13 protein-coding genes are annotated in these 18511 nt (G+C 72.6%); 8 read left to right on the plus strand and 5 right to left on the minus strand.

Annotated elements, in window-relative coordinates:
• The first annotated feature begins 166 nt into the window (after nucleotides 1-166).
• Nucleotides 167-6205, plus strand: coding sequence for a pullulanase-type alpha-1,6-glucosidase (gene pulA, locus JOD46_RS03565; RefSeq protein ID WP_204391712.1), 6039 nt, complete (start codon nucleotides 167-169; stop codon nucleotides 6203-6205).
• Between the two features lie 84 nt (nucleotides 6206-6289).
• On the opposite strand, the gene JOD46_RS03570 is transcribed toward pulA, so the two are convergent.
• From JOD46_RS03570 to JOD46_RS03580, 3 genes are all read right to left on the minus strand, one after another.
• Nucleotides 6290-6703, minus strand: a complete 414-nt coding sequence (locus JOD46_RS03570) for a hypothetical protein (RefSeq protein WP_204391713.1) — start codon at nucleotides 6701-6703, stop codon at nucleotides 6290-6292.
• 436 nt (nucleotides 6704-7139) lie between these two features.
• Complete coding sequence (locus JOD46_RS03575; RefSeq protein ID WP_204391714.1) at nucleotides 7140-8153, minus strand: o-succinylbenzoate synthase; 1014 nt, start codon at nucleotides 8151-8153, stop codon at nucleotides 7140-7142.
• Nucleotides 8154-8189: 36 nt separating this feature from the next.
• Nucleotides 8190-9128 (minus strand): aldo/keto reductase, encoded by a 939-nt coding sequence (locus JOD46_RS03580; protein WP_204391716.1) that lies wholly within the window; start codon nucleotides 9126-9128, stop codon nucleotides 8190-8192.
• Nucleotides 9129-9292: 164 nt separating this feature from the next.
• Between JOD46_RS03580 and JOD46_RS03585 the strand changes: the two genes are divergently transcribed.
• Nucleotides 9293-10228 carry a 1,4-dihydroxy-2-naphthoyl-CoA synthase gene (locus tag JOD46_RS03585; RefSeq protein WP_204391718.1) on the plus strand — a complete coding sequence of 312 codons (936 nt, stop codon included), beginning with the start codon at nucleotides 9293-9295 and terminating at the stop codon, nucleotides 10226-10228.
• Between the two features lie 33 nt (nucleotides 10229-10261).
• A complete protein-coding gene (locus JOD46_RS03590) occupies nucleotides 10262-11446 on the plus strand; it encodes an AMP-binding protein (protein WP_204391720.1) in 1185 nt (394 codons plus the stop codon).
• Nucleotides 11447-11448: 2 nt separating this feature from the next.
• Here the strand turns inward: JOD46_RS03590 and JOD46_RS03595 are convergent, their stop codons facing one another.
• Entirely contained in the window at nucleotides 11449-12936 is a 1488-nt protein-coding gene (locus JOD46_RS03595; RefSeq protein WP_204391722.1) for an MFS transporter, read from the minus strand.
• A 101-nt stretch (nucleotides 12937-13037) separates the two neighbouring features.
• Between JOD46_RS03595 and JOD46_RS03600 the strand changes: the two genes are divergently transcribed.
• Nucleotides 13038-13484, plus strand: coding sequence for a MarR family winged helix-turn-helix transcriptional regulator (locus tag JOD46_RS03600; protein ID WP_204391724.1), 447 nt, complete (start codon nucleotides 13038-13040; stop codon nucleotides 13482-13484).
• A 130-nt stretch (nucleotides 13485-13614) separates the two neighbouring features.
• The gene (locus tag JOD46_RS03605; protein ID WP_204396195.1) at nucleotides 13615-14601 is read left to right on the plus strand and encodes a 1,4-dihydroxy-2-naphthoate polyprenyltransferase; all 987 of its coding nucleotides are present in this window, start codon (nucleotides 13615-13617) and stop codon (nucleotides 14599-14601) included.
• A 160-nt stretch (nucleotides 14602-14761) separates the two neighbouring features.
• On the opposite strand, the gene JOD46_RS03610 is transcribed toward JOD46_RS03605, so the two are convergent.
• On the minus strand, nucleotides 14762-15043 hold the full coding sequence (locus JOD46_RS03610) for a DUF4229 domain-containing protein (protein WP_204391726.1): 282 nt from the start codon (nucleotides 15041-15043) through the stop codon (nucleotides 14762-14764).
• A gap of 74 nt (nucleotides 15044-15117) precedes the next feature.
• Here JOD46_RS03610 and JOD46_RS03615 point away from each other — a divergent pair, with 74 nt between their 5' ends.
• The 3 genes from JOD46_RS03615 (at nucleotide 15118) to JOD46_RS03625 (ending at nucleotide 18488) form a co-directional block, all read left to right on the plus strand.
• Nucleotides 15118-15555 (plus strand): PLDc N-terminal domain-containing protein, encoded by a 438-nt coding sequence (locus tag JOD46_RS03615; RefSeq protein WP_204391728.1) that lies wholly within the window; start codon nucleotides 15118-15120, stop codon nucleotides 15553-15555.
• On the plus strand, nucleotides 15548-17422 hold the full coding sequence (gene menD / locus JOD46_RS03620) for a 2-succinyl-5-enolpyruvyl-6-hydroxy-3-cyclohexene-1-carboxylic-acid synthase (protein ID WP_204391730.1): 1875 nt from the start codon (nucleotides 15548-15550) through the stop codon (nucleotides 17420-17422). Before JOD46_RS03615 ends, menD begins: the two co-directional genes overlap by 8 nt.
• Nucleotides 17423-17588: 166 nt before the next feature.
• Nucleotides 17589-18488 carry a polyphosphate kinase 2 family protein gene (locus tag JOD46_RS03625; protein WP_204396197.1) on the plus strand — a complete coding sequence of 300 codons (900 nt, stop codon included), beginning with the start codon at nucleotides 17589-17591 and terminating at the stop codon, nucleotides 18486-18488.
• Nucleotides 18489-18511 lie beyond the last annotated feature (23 nt).

An 18511-nucleotide genomic window follows, 5' to 3' on the forward strand; every position in this document is an offset into this window, starting at 1 on the left:
CAGCCGCGTCACGACGACGACTGCCCCCCAAGATAGGGACGGGTCGGGAACCGCGCAAGAGTTCGGCGCCGCAATGTTGCAAGCGCTTGCATTAACGCGGCCTCGCGCGATAGCGTCGCACCCAATGTCGGTGGCACGTCGTCGTGCCGGGAATCGGGAGTCAAGGATGACGCAACGCGCGCGCGTTCGAAGGTGGTTGGCAGCGGGACTGACGGGCGCGGTCGCGGCATCCGTCATCGCCCTGGTCCCCACGATGGGAGCGGCATCCGCCGAGGGCGACACGTTCGCCCTGGTCGGCTCGCTGCAGTCCGAGCTGGGCTGTTCGGAGGACTGGCAGCCCGCGTGCGAGGCCACGCACCTGCTCCCGACCGACACCGCCGGCGTCTACGCCGCGGAGTTCACGGTGCCCGCGGGCTCCTGGGAGTACAAGGTCGCCGCGAACGACTCGTGGGATGCCTCGTGGGGCCTGAACGGCGGCGGCGACAACATCCCGCTCACCGTCGCGGGCGACACCCGCGTGCGCGTCGTGTTCGACGACGCCCAGAAGCGCGTCGGGCTCGAGCTGCTCGACACGCGCGGCGCCTATGACGACGCGGCTGACGGCGGCCTCGTGGCCGCGCCTGCCCGCCAGCCGGGCAGCGACGAGAACTTCTACTTCGTCATGACCGACCGCTTCGCGAACGGCGACCCCGCCAACGACCAGGGCGGCCTCGAGGGCGACCGCATGGTCACCGGGTTCGACCCGACCGACAAGGGCTTCTACCAGGGCGGCGACATCCAGGGCCTGCGCGACCGGCTCGACTACATCGACGGGCTCGGCACCACCGCGATCTGGCTGACGCCGAGCTTCAAGAACCGCCCGGTTCAGGGCGAGGCCGCGAACGCGAGCGCCGGCTACCACGGCTACTGGATCACCGACTTCACGCAGATCGACCCGCACCTCGGCACCAACGCCGAGCTGGAGGCCCTCATCGCCGAGGCGCACGCCAAGGGCATCAAGATCTACTTCGACATCATCACTAACCACACGGCCGACGTCATCGACTACGAGGAGCAGCAGTACTCGTACATCGACCAGGCGACGAGCCCCTACACGGATGCCTCGGGCACCGCGTTCGACCCGGCCGACTACGCCGACGGCGACCCGGCGTTCCCGGCGCTCGACCCGGCGACGAGCTTCCCCTACACGCCCGTCGTCGCCCCCGAGGACGCCGACCTCAAGGTCCCGGCGTGGCTGAACGACCCCACGCTGTACCACAACCGCGGCGACTCGACCTGGTCGGGCGAGTCGGTCACCTACGGCGACTTCGTCGGCCTCGACGACCTCATGACCGAGCACCCGACCGTGGTGAACGGGTTCATCGACGTCTACAAGACGTGGGTCGACCTCGGCATCGACGGCTTCCGCATCGACACCGCCAAGCACGTGAACTTCGAGTTCTGGGAGCAGTGGTCGACCGCCGTGCTCGACTACGCCCACGCGCAGGGCAAGCCCGACTTCTTCATGTTCGGCGAGGTCTACGACGCCGACCCGGTCAAGCTCTCGCCGTACGTGCGCAAGACCGACATGAACTCGGTGCTCGACTTCACCTTCCAGTCGCAGGCCGTCTCGTACGCGTCGGGCAACAGCGCGAAGAACCTGCAGTCGCTCTTCGCCGGCGACGACTACTACACGACCCCCGACTCGTCGGCGACGGCCCTGCCGACCTTCCTCGGCAACCACGACATGGGCCGCGTCGGCTACTTCCTCGCCTCGACGGGCGACGCCCTGCAGCGTGACGAGCTCGCGCACGAGCTCATGTACCTCACGCGCGGCCAGCCGGTCGTCTACTACGGCGACGAGCAGGGCTTCGCGGGCACCGGCGGCGACAAGGACGCCCGCCAGACGCTCTTCGCGACGCAGGTCGGCGAGTACGCGAACCAGCCGCTCGTCACCGGCGAGAACGCGGGCAGCGTCGACCGCTACGGCACGGACGCGCCCCTCTACCAGCACATCGCGGCGCTCGCGGCACTGCGCGACGCACACCCCGCGCTCGACCAGGGTGCGCAGATCGAGCGGTACGTGACGGATGGCGCGGGCGTCTACACGTTCAGCCGCGTCGACCGCGACGAGAAGGTCGAGTACCTCGTGGCCGTGAACAACGCGGCCGAGGCGAAGACGGTCGACGTGCCCACGCTGACCGCGGATGGCGTGTTCTCGCCCCTGTACGGCACCGACGGCCCCGGGGTCGCCGCGAACGCCGAGGGCGTGCTCTCGGTGAGCGTGCCGGCGCTCGGCGCGGTCGTGCTGCAGGCCGACCGGCAGGTGACCGCTCCCGAGGCGGCCGCGGCGATCACGGTCGACGTCCCCGCTGCGGGCGCCGGCGTGAAGGGGGTCACCCCGGTCTCGGCGGACGTCGCCGACTCGACGTGGCAGGAGACGAGCTTCGCGTGGCGCGTCGCCGGCTCCGACGAGTGGCACGCGCTCGGCACCGCCGAGGACACGACGCCGCGCGTCTTCCACGACACGGCGGGCCTCGCGAACGGCACGCTCGTCGAGTACCGCGCGATCTCGACGGATGCCGCGGGCCACCGCGCGGCCGCGTCGAGCTACGCGTCGGTCGGCAATGCCGTGAACCTCGTCGTCGAGGAGGAGCCCGAGCCCGAGATCGCCCTCGTGACGGTGCCCGGCAACCACAACTCCGAGATGGGCTGCGCGGGCGACTGGGCCCCGGGCTGCGAGGCCGCGAAGCTCACCAAGCGCGCCGACGGCATCTACGCCGGCACCTTCCAGATCCCGGCCGGCACCTACGAGTACAAGGTCGCGCTCAACGGGTCGTGGGCGCTGAACTACGGCGCGAACGGCGTGCAGGACGGCCCGAACGCCACCTACACGACGGATGGCACGACGCCCGTCACGTTCTACTGGGACCCGCGCACCAAGGTGTTCTCCTCGACCGCCGAGGGCCCCATCGTCACGCTGCCGGGCAACCTGCAGTCCGAGCTCGGCTGCCCCGGCGACTGGGCGCCCGACTGCATGGTCACGTTCGCGCAGGACGGCGACAAGGACGGCGTGTACGAGTTCGCGACCGACCAGCTGCCCACCGGCAACTACGAGGTGAAGGTCGCGCACGGCCTCTCGTGGGACGAGAACTACGGCGTCGGCGGCGCACCCGGCGGGGCGAACTACTCGTTCAGCGCGACCGAGGGCAAGCTCGTGACCTTCCGGTACACGCTCGCGACGCACGTGCTCGACATCGAGGTGGCCGACCCGCCGCTGGCCGGCACGGGCGCGCAGCGCGCGTACTGGCTCGACGCCGACACGCTCGCGTGGCCGCAGTCGCTGCTCGGCGGCGCGCAGGCGGGCGACCTGACCTTCACGCTCGAACACTCGGCCGACGCCGGGCTCGCGGTCGCCGACGGCGCCGTGACGGGCGGCGGCGACCCGATCGCGCTCGAGTTCGACCCCGCCGGCATCGGCGACGCGCTCGCTGCGACCTACCCGCACCTCGCGGGCTACGTCGCCCTGCGCCCGGTCGGCCTCGACCGCGCGGCGATCGCCTCGCTCGTCACCGAGGAGCTCCAGGTCGCCCAGCGCGACGGCGACACGCTCACGGCGTTCACCGGCGTGCAGCTGCCCGGCGTGCTCGACGACCTCTACGCCGACGGCGTGGCCTCCACCACGCTCGGCACCTCGTGGAGCGGCGACCGGGCCACCCTCGCGGTGTGGGCGCCGACCGCGCGCTCGGTGTCGCTCCAGCTCTGGGACGCGGGCACCACGGGCGACCCGCAGGTGCTGCCCGCGACGTTCGACGCGGCATCCGGTGCCTGGTCGGTGACGGATGACGCGGTCGACGCGGGCAGCGAGTACCGCTGGCTCGTCGAGGTCTTCGCCCCCTCCACGGGCGCGATCGAGACGAACTCGGTGACCGACCCGTACTCGCAGGCGCTCACGGTGAACTCGGCGCGCACGGTCGTCGTCGACCTCGACGACCCGTCGATCGCCCCCGAGCAGTGGGCCGAGACGCCCGCGCCGGTCGTGGAGCGCGCGGTCGACCGCGCCATCTACGAGCTGCACGTGCGCGACTTCTCGATCACCGACGAGACGGTCCCCGAGGAGGAACGCGGCACGTACCGTGCGTTCACGCGCGACAGCGCGGGCGCCGCGCAGCTGCGCGAGCTCGCCGAGGCGGGCATCAACACGGTGCACCTCCTGCCGACGTTCGACATCGCGACGATCGAGGAGCGGCGCTCCGAGCAGGCCACGCCCGACTGCGACCTCGCGTCGTTCGGACCGGCCTCGCCCGAGCAGCAGGCGTGCATCAACGCCATCCGCGACCTCGACGGCTTCAACTGGGGCTACGACCCGTTCCACTTCCAGGCGCCCGAGGGCTCCTACGCGGTGGATCCGGATGGCGCGTCGCGCGTCGAGGAGTTCCGCGAGATGGTCGGCGCGCTGCACGCCACGGGCCTGCAGGTCGTGCTCGACGAGGTGTACAACCACACCGCCGAGTCGGGTCAGGGCGGGAAGTCGGTGCTCGACCGGGTCGTGCCCGGCTACTACCAGCGGCTCAACGCGCTCGGCGCCGTCGAGACCTCGACGTGCTGCCAGAACGTGGCCACCGAGAACGCCGTCGCCGAGAAGCTCATGGTCGACTCGGTCGTGCTCTGGGCCAAGGAGTACAAGGTCGACGGGTTCCGCTTCGACCTGATGGGCCACCACTCGAAGGAGAACATGCTCGCGGTGCGGGCCGCGCTCGACGAGCTCACGCTCGAGGAGGACGGCGTCGACGGCTCGAAGGTCTACCTCTACGGCGAGGGATGGAACTTCGGCGAGGTCGCGAACAACGCCCGGTTCGAGCAGGCCACGCAGGGCCAGCTCGGCGGAACGGGGATCGGCACGTTCAACGACCGGCTTCGCGACGGCGTGCACGGCGGCAGCCCGGTGGTCGGCGACTCGATCTTCGACCAGGGCTTCGGCACGGGCCTCGCGGGCGACCCGAACGGCACGCCCGTCCGGGAGGGCACGCGCAACCTCGGCCAGCAGACCGACCTGGTGAAGGTGGGCCTCGCGGGCAACCTGCGCGACTTCCAGTTCACCGGATACGACGGCGTCGTGAAGACCGGCGCCGAGGTCGACTACAACGGCGCACCCGCCGGCTACGCCGACCAGCCCGACGAGGTCATCAACTACGTCGACGCGCACGACAACGAGACGCTGTACGACCTCGGTGTCCTGAAGCTGCCGACCGACACGTCGATGGCCGACCGCATCCGCATGAACACGCTGTCGCTCGCGACCGTGACGTTCTCGCAGACGCCCTCGTTCTGGCACGCCGGCACCGAGCTGCTGCGTTCGAAGTCGCTCGACCGCAACAGCTACAACTCGGGCGACTGGTTCAACCGGATCGACTGGACCGGCCAGGAGTCGACCTTCGGGTCGGGTCTGCCGATGGCGGCCGACAACGCCGACAAGTGGTCGTTCATGGAGCCGCTGCTGGCGGATCCGGCGCTCAAGCCCGGTGCGGCCGACATCGCCGCGGCCGAGGCATCCGCGCTCGACCTGCTGCGCGTGCGCTCGTCGGTCGACCTGATGCAGCTGGGCTCGGCCGAGCTCATCGAGCAGAAGGTGTCGTTCCCGAACAGCGGCCCGGATGCCACGGACGGCCTCATCGTGATGCTCATCGACGACCTCGTCGGCGACGACGTCGATGAGGAGCTCGAGGGCGCCATGGTGGTGTTCAACGCCTCGCCCGAGGCGATCACCGAGCAGGTCGACGGGCTCGCCGGGCGCGACTTCGCGCTGAACGCGGTGCAGGCCGGCGGCGCCGACGAGGTCGTGAAGGGCACGTCGTGGGATGCCGCGTCCGGCACGCTCACGATCCCGGCGCGCACCGCGGCGGTCCTGGTCGACGAGCAGGAGCCCGACGGCGTGGCGACGGTCACGCTCGCCGCGCCCAGCAAGGCGATCGCGAAGGCCGGCAGCACGGTCAAGGTCAGCGGGCAGGTCACCGCGCTCGACGGCTCGCGTCCGGTGGGCACCGTGTCGGTCCTGGTCGACGGCCAGGTCGTGGCGACCGAGCCGGTCGAGTCGAAGGACAAGGGCGGGTTCAGCGTCAAGCTGCCGAAGCTCGGCGCCGGGGTGCACTGGATCCAGGTCTCGTTCGGCGGGGGCGACGGGTTCGCCGACTCCGAGTCGGTGCCGGCGATGCTGGTGCTCTGGTGATCCGCGCCGAGCGCGGAGCCGCCTGAACGGTCCGGGCGGAGCGGGTGTGCGCCGCTCCGCCCGGACCGCTCCCTGCGGGTGGGCTCAGAAACCCAGGCCGCAGGCCTCGTAGCTGCCGACGATCTCCGCGCCGTAGTTCGCGAAGATCTCGTCGATGCCGCTGCCGTCGGACGCCTTCTCCTCGTGCGGGTTCTTCGACGCGATCGTCCCGTCCTGCCCGACGGCGCCCTTCACCATGATGGTGAAGCTCGTGGGCGCTCCCGTCGCCTCGTAGGCCTCGAGCACGCACTCGGCGTCGTCTGGCGACAGCTCCTCGGTGAGCGCCGCCGCGACGTCGAGCGTCCACCACGCCTGCGAGTGCGACGCGCCGGCGTTGCCCTGCTCGGAGCGGTCGGCGTTGTAGCACTCGTGGGCGTAGGCGGCGGCGCCAGAGGCGAGCACGCCGGCGGCGGCGAGCGCGACGCCCGCGCCGATGCTGGTCAGGGTCCTTCTGGGCATGTGCGGTTCCTCCGTGTCGTTCGATCGGGCGCCGGATCTCCGGCGCACGATCTCCACCGTCGCGCGTCGCCCCGAAGCGGTCATCGGTGCAGTCCCTGATCATCCACGGTTTCCGGCGTGCGATCGCCCCCGTCCGGGGGCTGGCGCGTCTCGTGCGGGGCTGGTCTCGCCCGGGGCTCTTCGCGGGGTGATCTCGTCCCGATGGCTCATCTCAGTGCGGCCTCATGTGAGGCTGCGTTGATATCGGTTGCCTCGATGCTGCGTGGTGCGTGGCCGTTCGGGTCGCTCATGTCGGCGGCGCCTCATTTGAGGCTGCGTTCAGATGAGCCATCCGGATGGCGTCTCGGTCCGTCAGTCGGGGGCGAGGGGCCTCGCCTGGCGTCGCGCGTGGCTCGAGGGTCGGTATCGCCCCGTGGGCGGGCCGCCCGGTACGTGGTCAGCCCGCGTCGGCGCGCGCGGCGAGCACCGCGTGGCAGCGCTCGAGTCGCGCGAGCCACCAGGCGGTGCGCTCCTCGTCGGCGGCGCAGCGAGCGAGCAGGGCGGGATCGGGGTCGACGCGACGCACGTCGATCCCCCCATCGCGTGGGAGCAGCGGGTCGCGCGTGACATCCGCCGCCAGCAGCGACGCCGTGCCGAGGCCGCAGTCGTAGTCGAGGCCGGGCACGGATGCCGCGAGGAACGCGCCCATCGCGAGGCCGACGCTCGTGTCGAGGGCGCTCGAGACCACGACCGGCAGGCCTGCGCGGTCCACGATGTCGAGGGCGCGGCGGATGCCGCCGAGCGGCGCCGCCTTGATCACGAGCAGGTCGGCGGCGCCCGCTGCGGCGACCGCGAGGGGGTCGTCGGCTCGGCGCACGCTCTCGTCCGCCGCGATCGGGATGCCCATGTACGTCGTGCGACGTCGGATCTCGGCGAGCTCCTCCACGGTCGCGCACGGCTGCTCGACGTACTCGAGGTCGAACGGCGCGAGCGCGTGGATCGCGTGCTCGGCCTCGTCGAGGTTCCACCCGGCGTTCGCGTCGACGCGGATGCGACCCTCGGGACCCATCGCCTCGCGGACGGCGCGGACCCGCGCGACATCCTGTGCGAGGGTCTGGTCGGATGCCGCGACCTTGACCTTCGCGGTCCGGCAGCCGGGGAAGCGCTCGAGCACCGACGGCACCGCGTCGGGGTCGACCGACGGCACGGTCGCGTTCACGAGCACGCGGTCGCGCGCCCTCGGCGGCGTCGGGCGCCATCCGAAGTCGACCGCGGCGGCGAGCCAGGTCGCGGCCTCGTCGTCGGGGTACTCGGCGAACGGCGCGAACTCGGTCCACCCCTCCGGGCCTTCGAGGAGCAGGGCCTCGCGCACGTCGATCCCACGGAAGCGGGTGACGAGGGGGAGTGCGACGACCCGGGCGGTCGCGAGCAGGTCGTGCAGGGGCGGGAGGCTCGGCGCGACGTCGCTCATCCTCCGAGTCTGCCACCGGCCTCGCTCGAAACCCGGCTACTTCTCTCCGATCCAGCTCTCCCGCGCCGGCACGAGCTCCTCGAGCCGGTCCCAGAGCGCCTCGGGGATCGGCGTCGCGTGCGACTCCAACGTCTGCGCGATGCGCGCCGGCGTCGACATGCCGATGATCGTCGAGTGGATGCGCGGATCGCGCGTCGAGAACTGCAGCGCGGCCGCCGCGAGCGGCACGTCGAACTCGGCGCACGCCGCCGCCATCCGCTCGGCGGCGGCGTGCATGTCGGGCCGCTCGCCGTACGCGTACCTGGTGGTCGCGGCGGGGCCCTTCGCGAGCAGACCGCCGCCGTACGGCGCCGCGTTCAGCACGCCGAGCCCGATCTCGGTCGCACGGTGGATCAGCTCGTCGGCCGACCGGTCGAGCAGCGTGAAGCGGTTGTGGGTAAGGACGACGTCGAACACGCCCGTCTCCATGAGCGGTCGCGCGACCGAGAGCGTGCCGCCGGCGAGGCCGATCCAGTCGACGGCGCCCTCGGACTTCAGCGCACGCAGCGCCGCGACCGGGCCGTCGGGAGCGAGTGCGGCGTCCACGCCGATGCGCTCCGCGTCGTGCAGGTGCAGCAGCGGCACGCGGTCGACGCCGAGCCGCTCGAGGCTCTCGGCGTACGACTCGCGCACCCGCCGCCCGGAGAAGTCGTCGCTGCCGTGCAGGGGGTCCACCTTCGTCGCGAGCAGCACGTCGGCGGGCAGCCCGCCCGCGGCCCGCAGCGCCGCCCCGATGCGCTGCTCGCTCTCGCCGTGCCCGCCGTAGTTGTTCGACGTGTCGATGAAGCGGATCGGACTGTCGAGGACGGCGAGCACCGTCTCGACCGCGCGCTGCTCGTCGACGGGTCCGTAGAGCTCGGGGATGCCGAGCGGGCTGGTGCCGAAGCACAGCTCCGTCACGGTGAGGCCGGTCCGGCCCAGCGTTCGCGTCCTCATCCCGGTCATGCTCCTGCTCCTCGTCCGCCGCCTCGGCACCCTCGGCCTCCACGCTAGCCAGTGCGCGAGATGACGGACACCGCGGTCGGACACGCGCGCGAAGCGCGGTTCGCGTTTTCCCGGTGGGCGGCCGGTCGGGGAGTGCCGGGAATAGGCTGGACGGCATGGCAGGCGAGGTGTCGGAACTGTTCGATCCGGGCGAGTGGACGGATGCCGCGGCATCCGTCACCGGCGGAGGCGGTTTCACCGACATCACCTACCACCACTCGACCGACGGGCGCATCGCGCGCATCGCCTTCGACCGGCCCGAGGTGCGCAACGCCTTCCGTCCGCACTCGGTCGACGAGCTCTACCGCGCCCTCGAGGATGCCCGCACGAACCCCCGCATCGGGGTGGTGCTGCTCACCGGCAACGGGCCGAGCCCCAAGGACGGCGGCTGGGCGTTCTGCTCGGGCGGCGACCAGCGCATCCGGGGGCGCGACGGGTACAAGTACTCCGACGCCGAGACGGGCCTGGTCGAGGGTGAGCGACACGGCCACGCGGCCGTCGGGCGCCTGCACATCCTCGAGGTGCAGCGGCTGATCCGGTTCATGCCGAAGGTCGTGATCGCGGTGGTGCCGGGCTGGGCGGCCGGCGGCGGCCACTCGCTGCACGTGGTCTGCGACCTCACGATCGCGAGCCGCGAGCACGGCCGGTTCAAGCAGACGGATGCCGACGTCGGCAGCTTCGACGCCGGCTACGGCAGCGCGTACATGGCGCGCCAGGTCGGCCAGAAGTTCGCGCGCGAGGTGTTCTTCCTCGCGGAGGAGTACTCGGCCGAGCGGGCGTACGAGATGGGCGCGGTGAACCGCGTCGTGCCGCACGCCGACCTCGAGCGCGAGGCGATCGCGATGGCGCGCACGATCCTCACGAAGTCGCCGACCGCGATCCGCATGCTGAAGTTCGCGTTCAACGCGGTCGACGACGGGCTCGTGGGCCAGCAGGTCTTCGCGGGCGAGGCGACCCGGCTCGCGTACGGCACCGACGAGGCGGTCGAGGGACGTGATGCGTTCCTCGAGAAGCGCGAGCCCGACTGGGGTGCGTTCCCGTGGCACTACTGACTGAGCCGGTTACCGCGCCCGAGGGCCGGTGAGATGAAACCGCTCCTGCAGGTGTCGACGGCGGATGTCGCGGCGCTCCGCGAGCGGCTCGCCGACGCGCTCGCCGACGGCCCGGCGATCTGGCCCGTCCCGCCCTCGGGCGGTCACGAGGCCTCGGTCGAGATCGGGCACGTCGACGACGGTGTCGCGGTCGTCGTCGAGACCTCCGGTTCGACGGCCTCGCCCAAGCGCGTGCTGCTCTCCGCGGCGGCCCTCCGCGCGAGCGCTGAGGCGACGGCGACCGCGCTGGGCGGCCACGGCCGGTGGGTGCTCGCCGTGCCGGCTCACTACATCGCAGGCGTTCAGGTGCTGGTCCGGTCGATCGTGGCCGGGCCTCCCGTGGTCGCGATGTCCGACGGCTCGTTCACGCCCGACGCATTCGCGGCGGCGACCATGCAGGTGATGCGCACGCGCGACGCCCTGCCGCGCTACACGTCGCTCGTGCCCGTGCAGCTCGCCCGCATCGTGGAGGCCGCCGAAGCGGAGCCGTCGGGGCACCTCGCCCGAACGCTGGCCTTCTACGCGGCGATCCTGGTCGGCGGCCAGCGCGTCGATCCCGCCCTCGTCGAGCGGGCGACCGCGTTCGGCGCGCGGGTCGTGCGCACGTACGGGTCGAGCGAGACTGCGGGCGGCTGCGTGTACGACGGGCGCCCGCTGCCGGGCGTGCGCGTGCGCGAGGCCGACGGCCTCATCGAGCTCGGCGGCCCGATGCTCGCCGACGGCTACCTCGACGACCCGGAGCGCACGGCCGCCGCGTTCCCGACCGACGCGGACGGCACGCGCTGGTACCGCACGGGCGACCTCGGCTCGGTCGACGAGCACGGCGTGCTCCGCATCACTGGTCGGGCCGACGACGTCATCATCTCGGGCGGGGTCAAGGTCGTGCTCGCCGAGGTCGAGCGTGCGGTCCACGGCGTTCCCGGGTTCGGCGAGGCGGTCGTGGTCGGGGTGCCCGATCGCGAGTGGGGCGAGCGCGCGGCCGTGGTCGCGACGCGCACGGCCGCGGCCGCGGCATCCGACGCGCTCGCGGCCCTGGTCGCCGCGACGGATCGCGCCGGGCTCGGGCCGGCCGCGCGGCCCTCGCGCCTCGAACTGGTCGACGCGCTGCCGCGGCTGTCATCGGGCAAGCCCGACCGCCGCGCCCTCGAGGCGAGGCTCCGCGGCGACGGGGCCGAGTAGCCTCACGCGATCGGCGCCCCCGCGTCGGCCCGGGTGTCGGCCTCGGCGTCGGCCTCCGCCAGACGGCGCGCCTCCTCGAGGTGCGCCCGCACCCGGCCTCGGCTCGGCAGGAGCAGGCTCGCGACCGCGGCGAGGGCGAAGCCGCCGACCGATACCCCGACCGACGCGCCGAGCGCCGTGAGCACGTGCTCGCGCGCCCAGTCGTCTCCGACGACCGCGAAGAAGACGGTGGTCGACACCGCGACGCCGGCCGCCGCACCCAGCTGCTGGAAGGTGCTGTAGGCACCCGACGCCGCGCCGGCGTCGGCGACCGGGACCGTCGCGAGCGACACGTCGACCAAGGGGATGACCAGCAGCGCGAGGCCGACGCCCGCGAGCAGCATGGGCCAGACGGCGGCCCATCCGGTGAAGTCCGCCCCCGTCTGCGCGACGACGGCGAACACCCAGAGGACGCCCGCGCCGAGCAGCACGGCGCCGGCGGTGACGAGCAGCTTGCCCACGCGGGCGACGAGCGGGATGACGAGGCCGGTGCCGACCATCGCGCCGAGGCTGAAGGCCAGGAGGTTCAGGCCCGCGGTCAGCGCGTCGAAGCCGAGGCCGACCTGCAGGTAGATGATGAACGGCAGCGTGAAGGCGTTGAGCGAACCCTGGAACGCGGCCTGCGTCACGATGCCCGCCGAGAACCCGCGGTCGGCGAAGAGCGGCATGGGCAGGAGCGCGGAGCCGTCGCGGCGCATCCGCGCGCGCTCGTGCCGCACGAAGACGGCGAGCAGCGCGACGCCCGCGCCCACCGGCCACCAGAGCCACGCCGGCCAGCCGAGGGACCGGCCCTCCACGAGCGGCACCATGAACGCGAGCACGACCGCGCTGAGGAGCGCGACGCCGGCCAGGTCGAGGCGCATGGGCCGGGGCGAGCGGGTCTCGGGGACGAACCGCGAGGCGAGCGCGACGATCACGACGCCGATCGGAACGTTGAGGAGGAACACCGTGCGCCAGCCGAGCCCCCAGAGGTCGGCGTCGATGAGCCATCCGCCGAGCACGGGCCCGAGCACCGCGGCGAGGCCGCTGACGCCGCCGATGAGCCCGTACATCGGCGCGCGCTCGCGGGGCGAGAACAGCGCCTGCACGGACGCGAGCAGCTGCGGCACCATGAGCGCGGCGAAGAGCCCCTGCGCGATGCGCGTGAGCACGAGCACGTCGCCCGACCAGGCCAGCGCGGCGGATGCCGACGCGAGCGTGAACCCGGTGATGCCGATGAGGAACACGCGGCGCCGCCCGTACAGGTCGCCGAGGCGGCCGCCGGTGATGAGCCCCATCGCGAACGCGAGCATGTAGCCGCTGACGATCCATTCGAGCTGTGCCTCGGATGCGTCGAGGTCGGCGCCGATCGACGGCAGCGCGACCTGCACGATGGTCACGTCGAGCAGGTCCATGAACGCGGCGAACAGGAGGATGCCGATGGCGAGGCCTCGGCGTGGTGCGGTGGTCATCCTCGTCGTCCTTCCGTAACGTGGGTGGTGATCGTTTCAGCATGGGATAGTCCCGATCTGAAACATTCCCATAGTGGGAACGATAGGAGGTCGACGCTCCGATGTCAACCAGGGCCGAGGTGACCGAGCGCATCATGGGGCTGCTGCAGCTCGTGATCGCGTCGTCCGTCATGACGAACGAGCGCATCGCGCGCTCGATCGGGCTGAACGTCGTCGATCTCCAGGCGCTCGGCTTCATCGCCCGCCACGGCGCCCCGATGACGGCCGGGGAGATCAGCCGGGTGACGGAGCTGCCGACGAGCACCACGACGCGCGTGCTTGACCGCCTCGAGAAGCAGGGCCTCATCGTTCGCTCGGCCGATCCGGCCGATCGTCGTCGGGTCGTCGTGCAGCTCCGGCCCGGCGCGCTCCCCGGCACGGGCCGCGGCGGGGAGGGCGACCCCTACGCCGGAATCGTCGATGGCATGGCGCGCGTGCACGAACGCTTCACGGTCGACGAGCTCGAGGTGGTCGCGCGCTATCTCGATGCCATCAAGGACGTGCGCTGAGCGGGCCGTCCGACCCAGCGGACCGCGGGGACGCATGGCGGATCCATAGGGACTGCCGAGCGGGCGCCGAGGTGCGATCGGGCCCGTCCGCAATACGATGTGACCCGTGGCCCGCCCGAGACCCCAGCGCATGACCCCGCCCGCCAAGCCCGCCGCGAAGTCGCGCTCGCGCACGAACGGCCGTTCGGGCAATCCCGCCAGGGCCGCCGCCGCGCCCGTCGCGCACCGCGGCCCGATCACCTGGCGCGACTGGGTGGGCGGCGCGCGCCTGCGCACACTGCCGCTCGCGATCGCCCCCGTCGCGCTCGGCACGGGCGCCGGCGTCGTCGCGGCCTCGTACCTCGACGAGCCGTTCCATCCGTGGCGCTTCGCGCTGGCCCTGACCGTCGCGCTCGCGCTGCAGATCGGCGTGAACTACGCGAACGACTACTCCGACGGCATCCGCGGCACCGACGCCCACCGGGTCGGGCCCGCGCGCCTGACCGGGTCGGGCCTCGTGCCGCCCAGGCGCGTGCTCGCGGTCGCGCTGACCTTCTTCGGCATCGCGGCGGTCGCTGGCCTCGCGCTCGTCGTCATCACGCAGCAGTGGTGGTTGCTCGCCGTCGGCGCGGCCGCGATCGTCGCCGCCTGGTTCTACACGGGTGGGAAGCGGCCATACGGTTACGCCGGCCTCGGCGAGCTGTTCGTCTTCGTCTTCTTCGGCATCGTCGCGACCGCCGGTTCCGCCTACGTGCAGGCGCTCACCGTGAACCTCGAGGCGTGGACCGGCGGCGCGGGCGTCGGGCTCATCGCCTGCGCGGTGCTCATGGCGAACAACCTGCGCGACCTCGACCAGGACCGCGCCGCGGGCAAGCGCACGCTCTCGGTGCGCGTCGGACCGCTCTGGTCGCGCATCCTCTTCGCGGTCTTCATGCTGGCGCCGTTCGCGGTCGTGGTGTTCTGGGCGTTCCTGTACCCGCCCGCCTGGCTGGTCCTCTTCGCCCTGCTCGCCGCGATCCCGGCATGCATCATCGTCGGGTGGTCGCGCACGCCGCGCGAGCTCATCACGGCGCTCCAGCTCGCGAGCCTCACGGCGCTCGCCTTCGGCGTGGGGCTGGGGCTCGCCTTCGCCCTCTGACGGGTCGGGCCTCCGGCGTCGCGTCGGCATGGTGCGTCGCCTTCCAGATGCGTCGTGTCGACACGGCCTCATATGAGGCAACGCTCACATGAGCCTGCTCGAACGACGCTCCCGCTGGCCAAGAGATGAGGGCGGGCGATCGGATGCCGCGCCGCGCCGTCTATTCGGCCGGCCGGTGCTCCGACGCGTCGACCGCGGCATCCTCGACCTCGTCGTCCTCGCGGACGACGGGCGTCTCGCGGTGGCGGGCCGCGTACAGGTCGCTCGCGAACTGCTCGCGCTGACGGCGCAGGAACAGCAGCGACGCGCTGAACCCGAAGAGGGCGGCGACGAGGACCGAGATCCACGGGGTGACGCCCGCGACCAGCAGCACGACGAGCGGCGCGACGAACAGCAGCACGCGCAGCAGCGTGTAGCGGAGCCAGACGGGGACGGACTTCACGCGATCAGTGTAGGCGCCGGAGTCTGGGTGGTCGCTCCCAGCCGACTGTGACGCAGCGCGCGTAGGATCGGTGCATGGTCCGCCTCTGGGTGATCCTCGGCGTCGCCGCCGTGGTCTTCACGATCTACGCGGCGGTCGATTGCGCACTCTTCGACCGCTCCCGCATCCGCGGTCTGCCGCGCGGCTGGTGGATCGTCGTCATCCTCGTGGTGCCGATCATCGGCGGGCTGCTCTGGTTCCTCGTGGGCCGCGGTCGTGCCGTCCGCGTCGGCCGCGTCTTCCCGCACTCCGCCGCGCCCGACGACGATCCCGAGTTCCTGCGGCGCCTGCGCGTCGACGCCGAGCACCAGGAGCGGATCCGACGCCTCGAGCAGGAGCTCGCCGAGCTCGACGACGACACGCCCCCGTCGCGGGCCCGCCCCGACGACGCGCTCGGCAGCGACCGCCGTCGCAACGAGGGCGGCACCGACACTCCGGGAGAGCCGGGCCCGTCGGGCCGGCCGAATGCGTGAGGCCCCCGCGGTCGCGAGCCCCGCGACCGCGTCGTCGTTCGCGCTGCTCTCCGAGCTCGTCCGCGCCGGCGTGACCGACGTCGTCGTCGCGCCCGGTTCCCGCTCCCAGGCGCTCGCGCTCGCCGCGGCCGAGCTCGAGCGGGTCGGCGCCGTCCGGTTGCACGTGCGCATCGACGAGCGGGGTGCGGGGTTCCTCGCGCTGGGCCTCGCGGTCGAGTCCGGCCGTCCGGCCGTGGTCGTGACCACGTCGGGCACCGCGGTCGCGAACCTGCACCCGGCCGTGCTCGAGGCGCACCACGCGGGCGTCCCGATGATCCTCGCGACGGCCGACCGGCCGGCCGACCTGCGCGGCATCCGGTCCAACCAGACGACGATGCAGCCCGGCATCTTCGCGGGCGCCGTGCGCCTCGAGCGCGACGTGCCGCCGCCCGAGGGGCGGGTGGGCGAGGCGGATGCCGCGGCGCGCCTGGCACGCGAGGCCGTGCGCGCGGCGCTCGGCATCGACGACGAGGGCCGCCTCATCCCGCACCCCGGACCCGGACCCGTGCACCTCAACCTGCAGCTCCGCGAGCCGCTGTCGTCGGCTGCCGAGCTCGACCCCGCCGATGTGCCCCGAGCGGATGCCCGGGCCCCCGCGGCGCGCGAGGCCGCCGCCGCAGCGACCGACGTCCCCGTCGCGCACCTGGCACACGGATCGCGCACGATCGTCATCGCGGGCGCCGGAGCCGGGCCCGCGGCCGAGGAACTCGCCCGCACCGCGGGCTGGCCCCTGCTCGCCGAGGTGACGAGCGGCGCGCGCTTCGGCCCGAACCTCGTGGTCGCGTACCGCGAGCTCCTGCGTGAGCCCGGGTTCGGCGATCACGTCGAGCGCGCGATCGTGTTCGGGCATCCCACGCTCTCGCGCGAGGTGCCCGCACTCGTGCAGCGCGAGGGCGTCGAGGTCATCGCGGTCGCGCCATCCGGCATCGAATGGTTCAACCCCGGGCATGCCGTCGACCGGTTCGAGCGCGCGGTCGCGGCCGAGCCGCACGAGCCCGACGCCGAGGAACGCGCCTGGACCGGGCGGTGGGTGCGCGCGAGCCGCATGCTGCTCGACGAGGCTGCCGGCGAGGGCCCGACGGATGGCGCGCCGCTGCGCAGCGGCGTCGACGAGACCGGGCACGTGTCCGACTTCGCGGCGCAGCGCGAGTACCTGCGCGACCAGCTGGCGCGCATCCGCACGCCGGTCGACCGGCGCATGCTCGTCGAAGCCGTCTGGGCTGCGACGTGGCCGCACGACCGGCTCGTGTTCGGCGCCTCGCGCCTCATCCGCGATGCCGACCGGGCGGTGTCCGGCCGCCGCATCCCGGCGCACGCCAACCGCGGGCTCGCCGGCATCGACGGTACCGTCGCGACCGCGATCGGCATCGCGATCGCGAGCCAGTCGCCGGCGCCCGGTGCATCGGCCGCCGCACCCGCGGCCGATACGGCGAGCGATTCGGGCGCCGCGGCCGCCGCCTCGTCCGCGGACGGCGTGGCATCAGCGCCCTCGGCGCGTGGCACGACCCGCGCGCTCATCGGCGACCTCACGCTGCTGCACGATGTCGGCTCGCTCCTCATCGGCGAGGGCGAGGCGCGCCCGCGCGTGCTCGTGATCGTCGGCAACGACGGCGGCGGCACGATCTTCGACGCGCTCGAGGTCGCGGCGTCCGCGCCATCCGACGCCTTCGACCGCGTGCAGTTCACGCCCCAGCACGTGGACCTCGCAGCCCTCGCCGCCGCCTACGGATGGGAGTACCGCCGCGCCGCGACGCGCGGCGAGCTCGACGAGGCGCTCGGCACCGCCGTCACCGGCCCCACCCTGCTCGAGGTCCCCCTCTCGCGCTGAGCCACCCGGGGCGGCGCCGCACCCGCCCGCGCAATGCAGGTGCGCGCCCGGCGCGTCGCGCGACGCGCCGAGCCCGCGGCAGCGACACGCGCTCCGCACCTGCATTGCGCACGTGGACGTGATGGTGAGCGCCACCCCTTGCCGCGGCATCCGTCGGGCGCCCAAGATGAAGTCCAGCGGCGGCCGACGCCGCGACGAGGGGAGTGACGTGGGTCTCGAAACGTACTGGGCGACCGATCCGTCCGAAGTGCTGCGGGTCAGGCAGGGATTCCGGCTCGAGGAGGTCGAACCGCGCGGGACGCCGGGGTTCGCCGGCGGCAAGAAAGAGGCCGAGACGTCGCTCGCCGAGGGCGCCGCGATCTTCGCGGAGCAGCAGGAGATGCTCTTCGCGGGCAACCAGATGGGCGACGACCCGCGTCGCATCCTGCTCGTGCTGCAGGCGATGGACACGGCCGGCAAGGGCGGCATCGTCAAGCACGTGATGAGCGCGGTCAACCCGCAGGGCGTGCAGTACGCGGCGTTCAAGCAGCCCACCGAGGAGGAGCTCGAGCACGACTTCCTCTGGCGCATCCGCAAGGAGCTGCCGGGTGGGGGCATGGTCGGGGTGTTCGACCGCTCGCACTACGAGGACGTGCTCATCGCGAAGGTGCGCGAGCTCGCGCCGCCCGAGGAGATCGAGCGGCGCTACGACGCGATCAACGAGTTCGAGGCCGAGCTCGCGGCATCCGGCACGACCATCATCAAGGTCATGCTGCACATCTCGATGGACGAGCAGAAGCAACGGCTGCTCAAGCGACTCAAGCGGCGCGACAAGCACTGGAAGTTCAGCCCCGGCGACATCGACGAGCGCATGCTCGCGCCCCGGTACCGCGAGGCGTACCAGGTCGTCTTCGACCGCACCACGACCCCGCACGCGCCCTGGTACGTGGTGCCCGCCGACCGCAAGTGGTACGCGCGGCTCGCGGTGCAGCACCTGCTCATCGAGGCGCTCGAGGCGATGCGGCTCGACTGGCCGGTCGCCGACTTCGACGTCGAGGAGCAGAAGCAGCGGCTGATGGTGAGCTGAGCGCCCGCCGGCGACGTTCGGCG

Origin of the sequence: Agromyces aurantiacus (assembly GCF_016907355.1) — a bacterium.
Classification (GTDB): Bacteria; Actinomycetota; Actinomycetes; order Actinomycetales; family Microbacteriaceae; genus Agromyces; species Agromyces aurantiacus.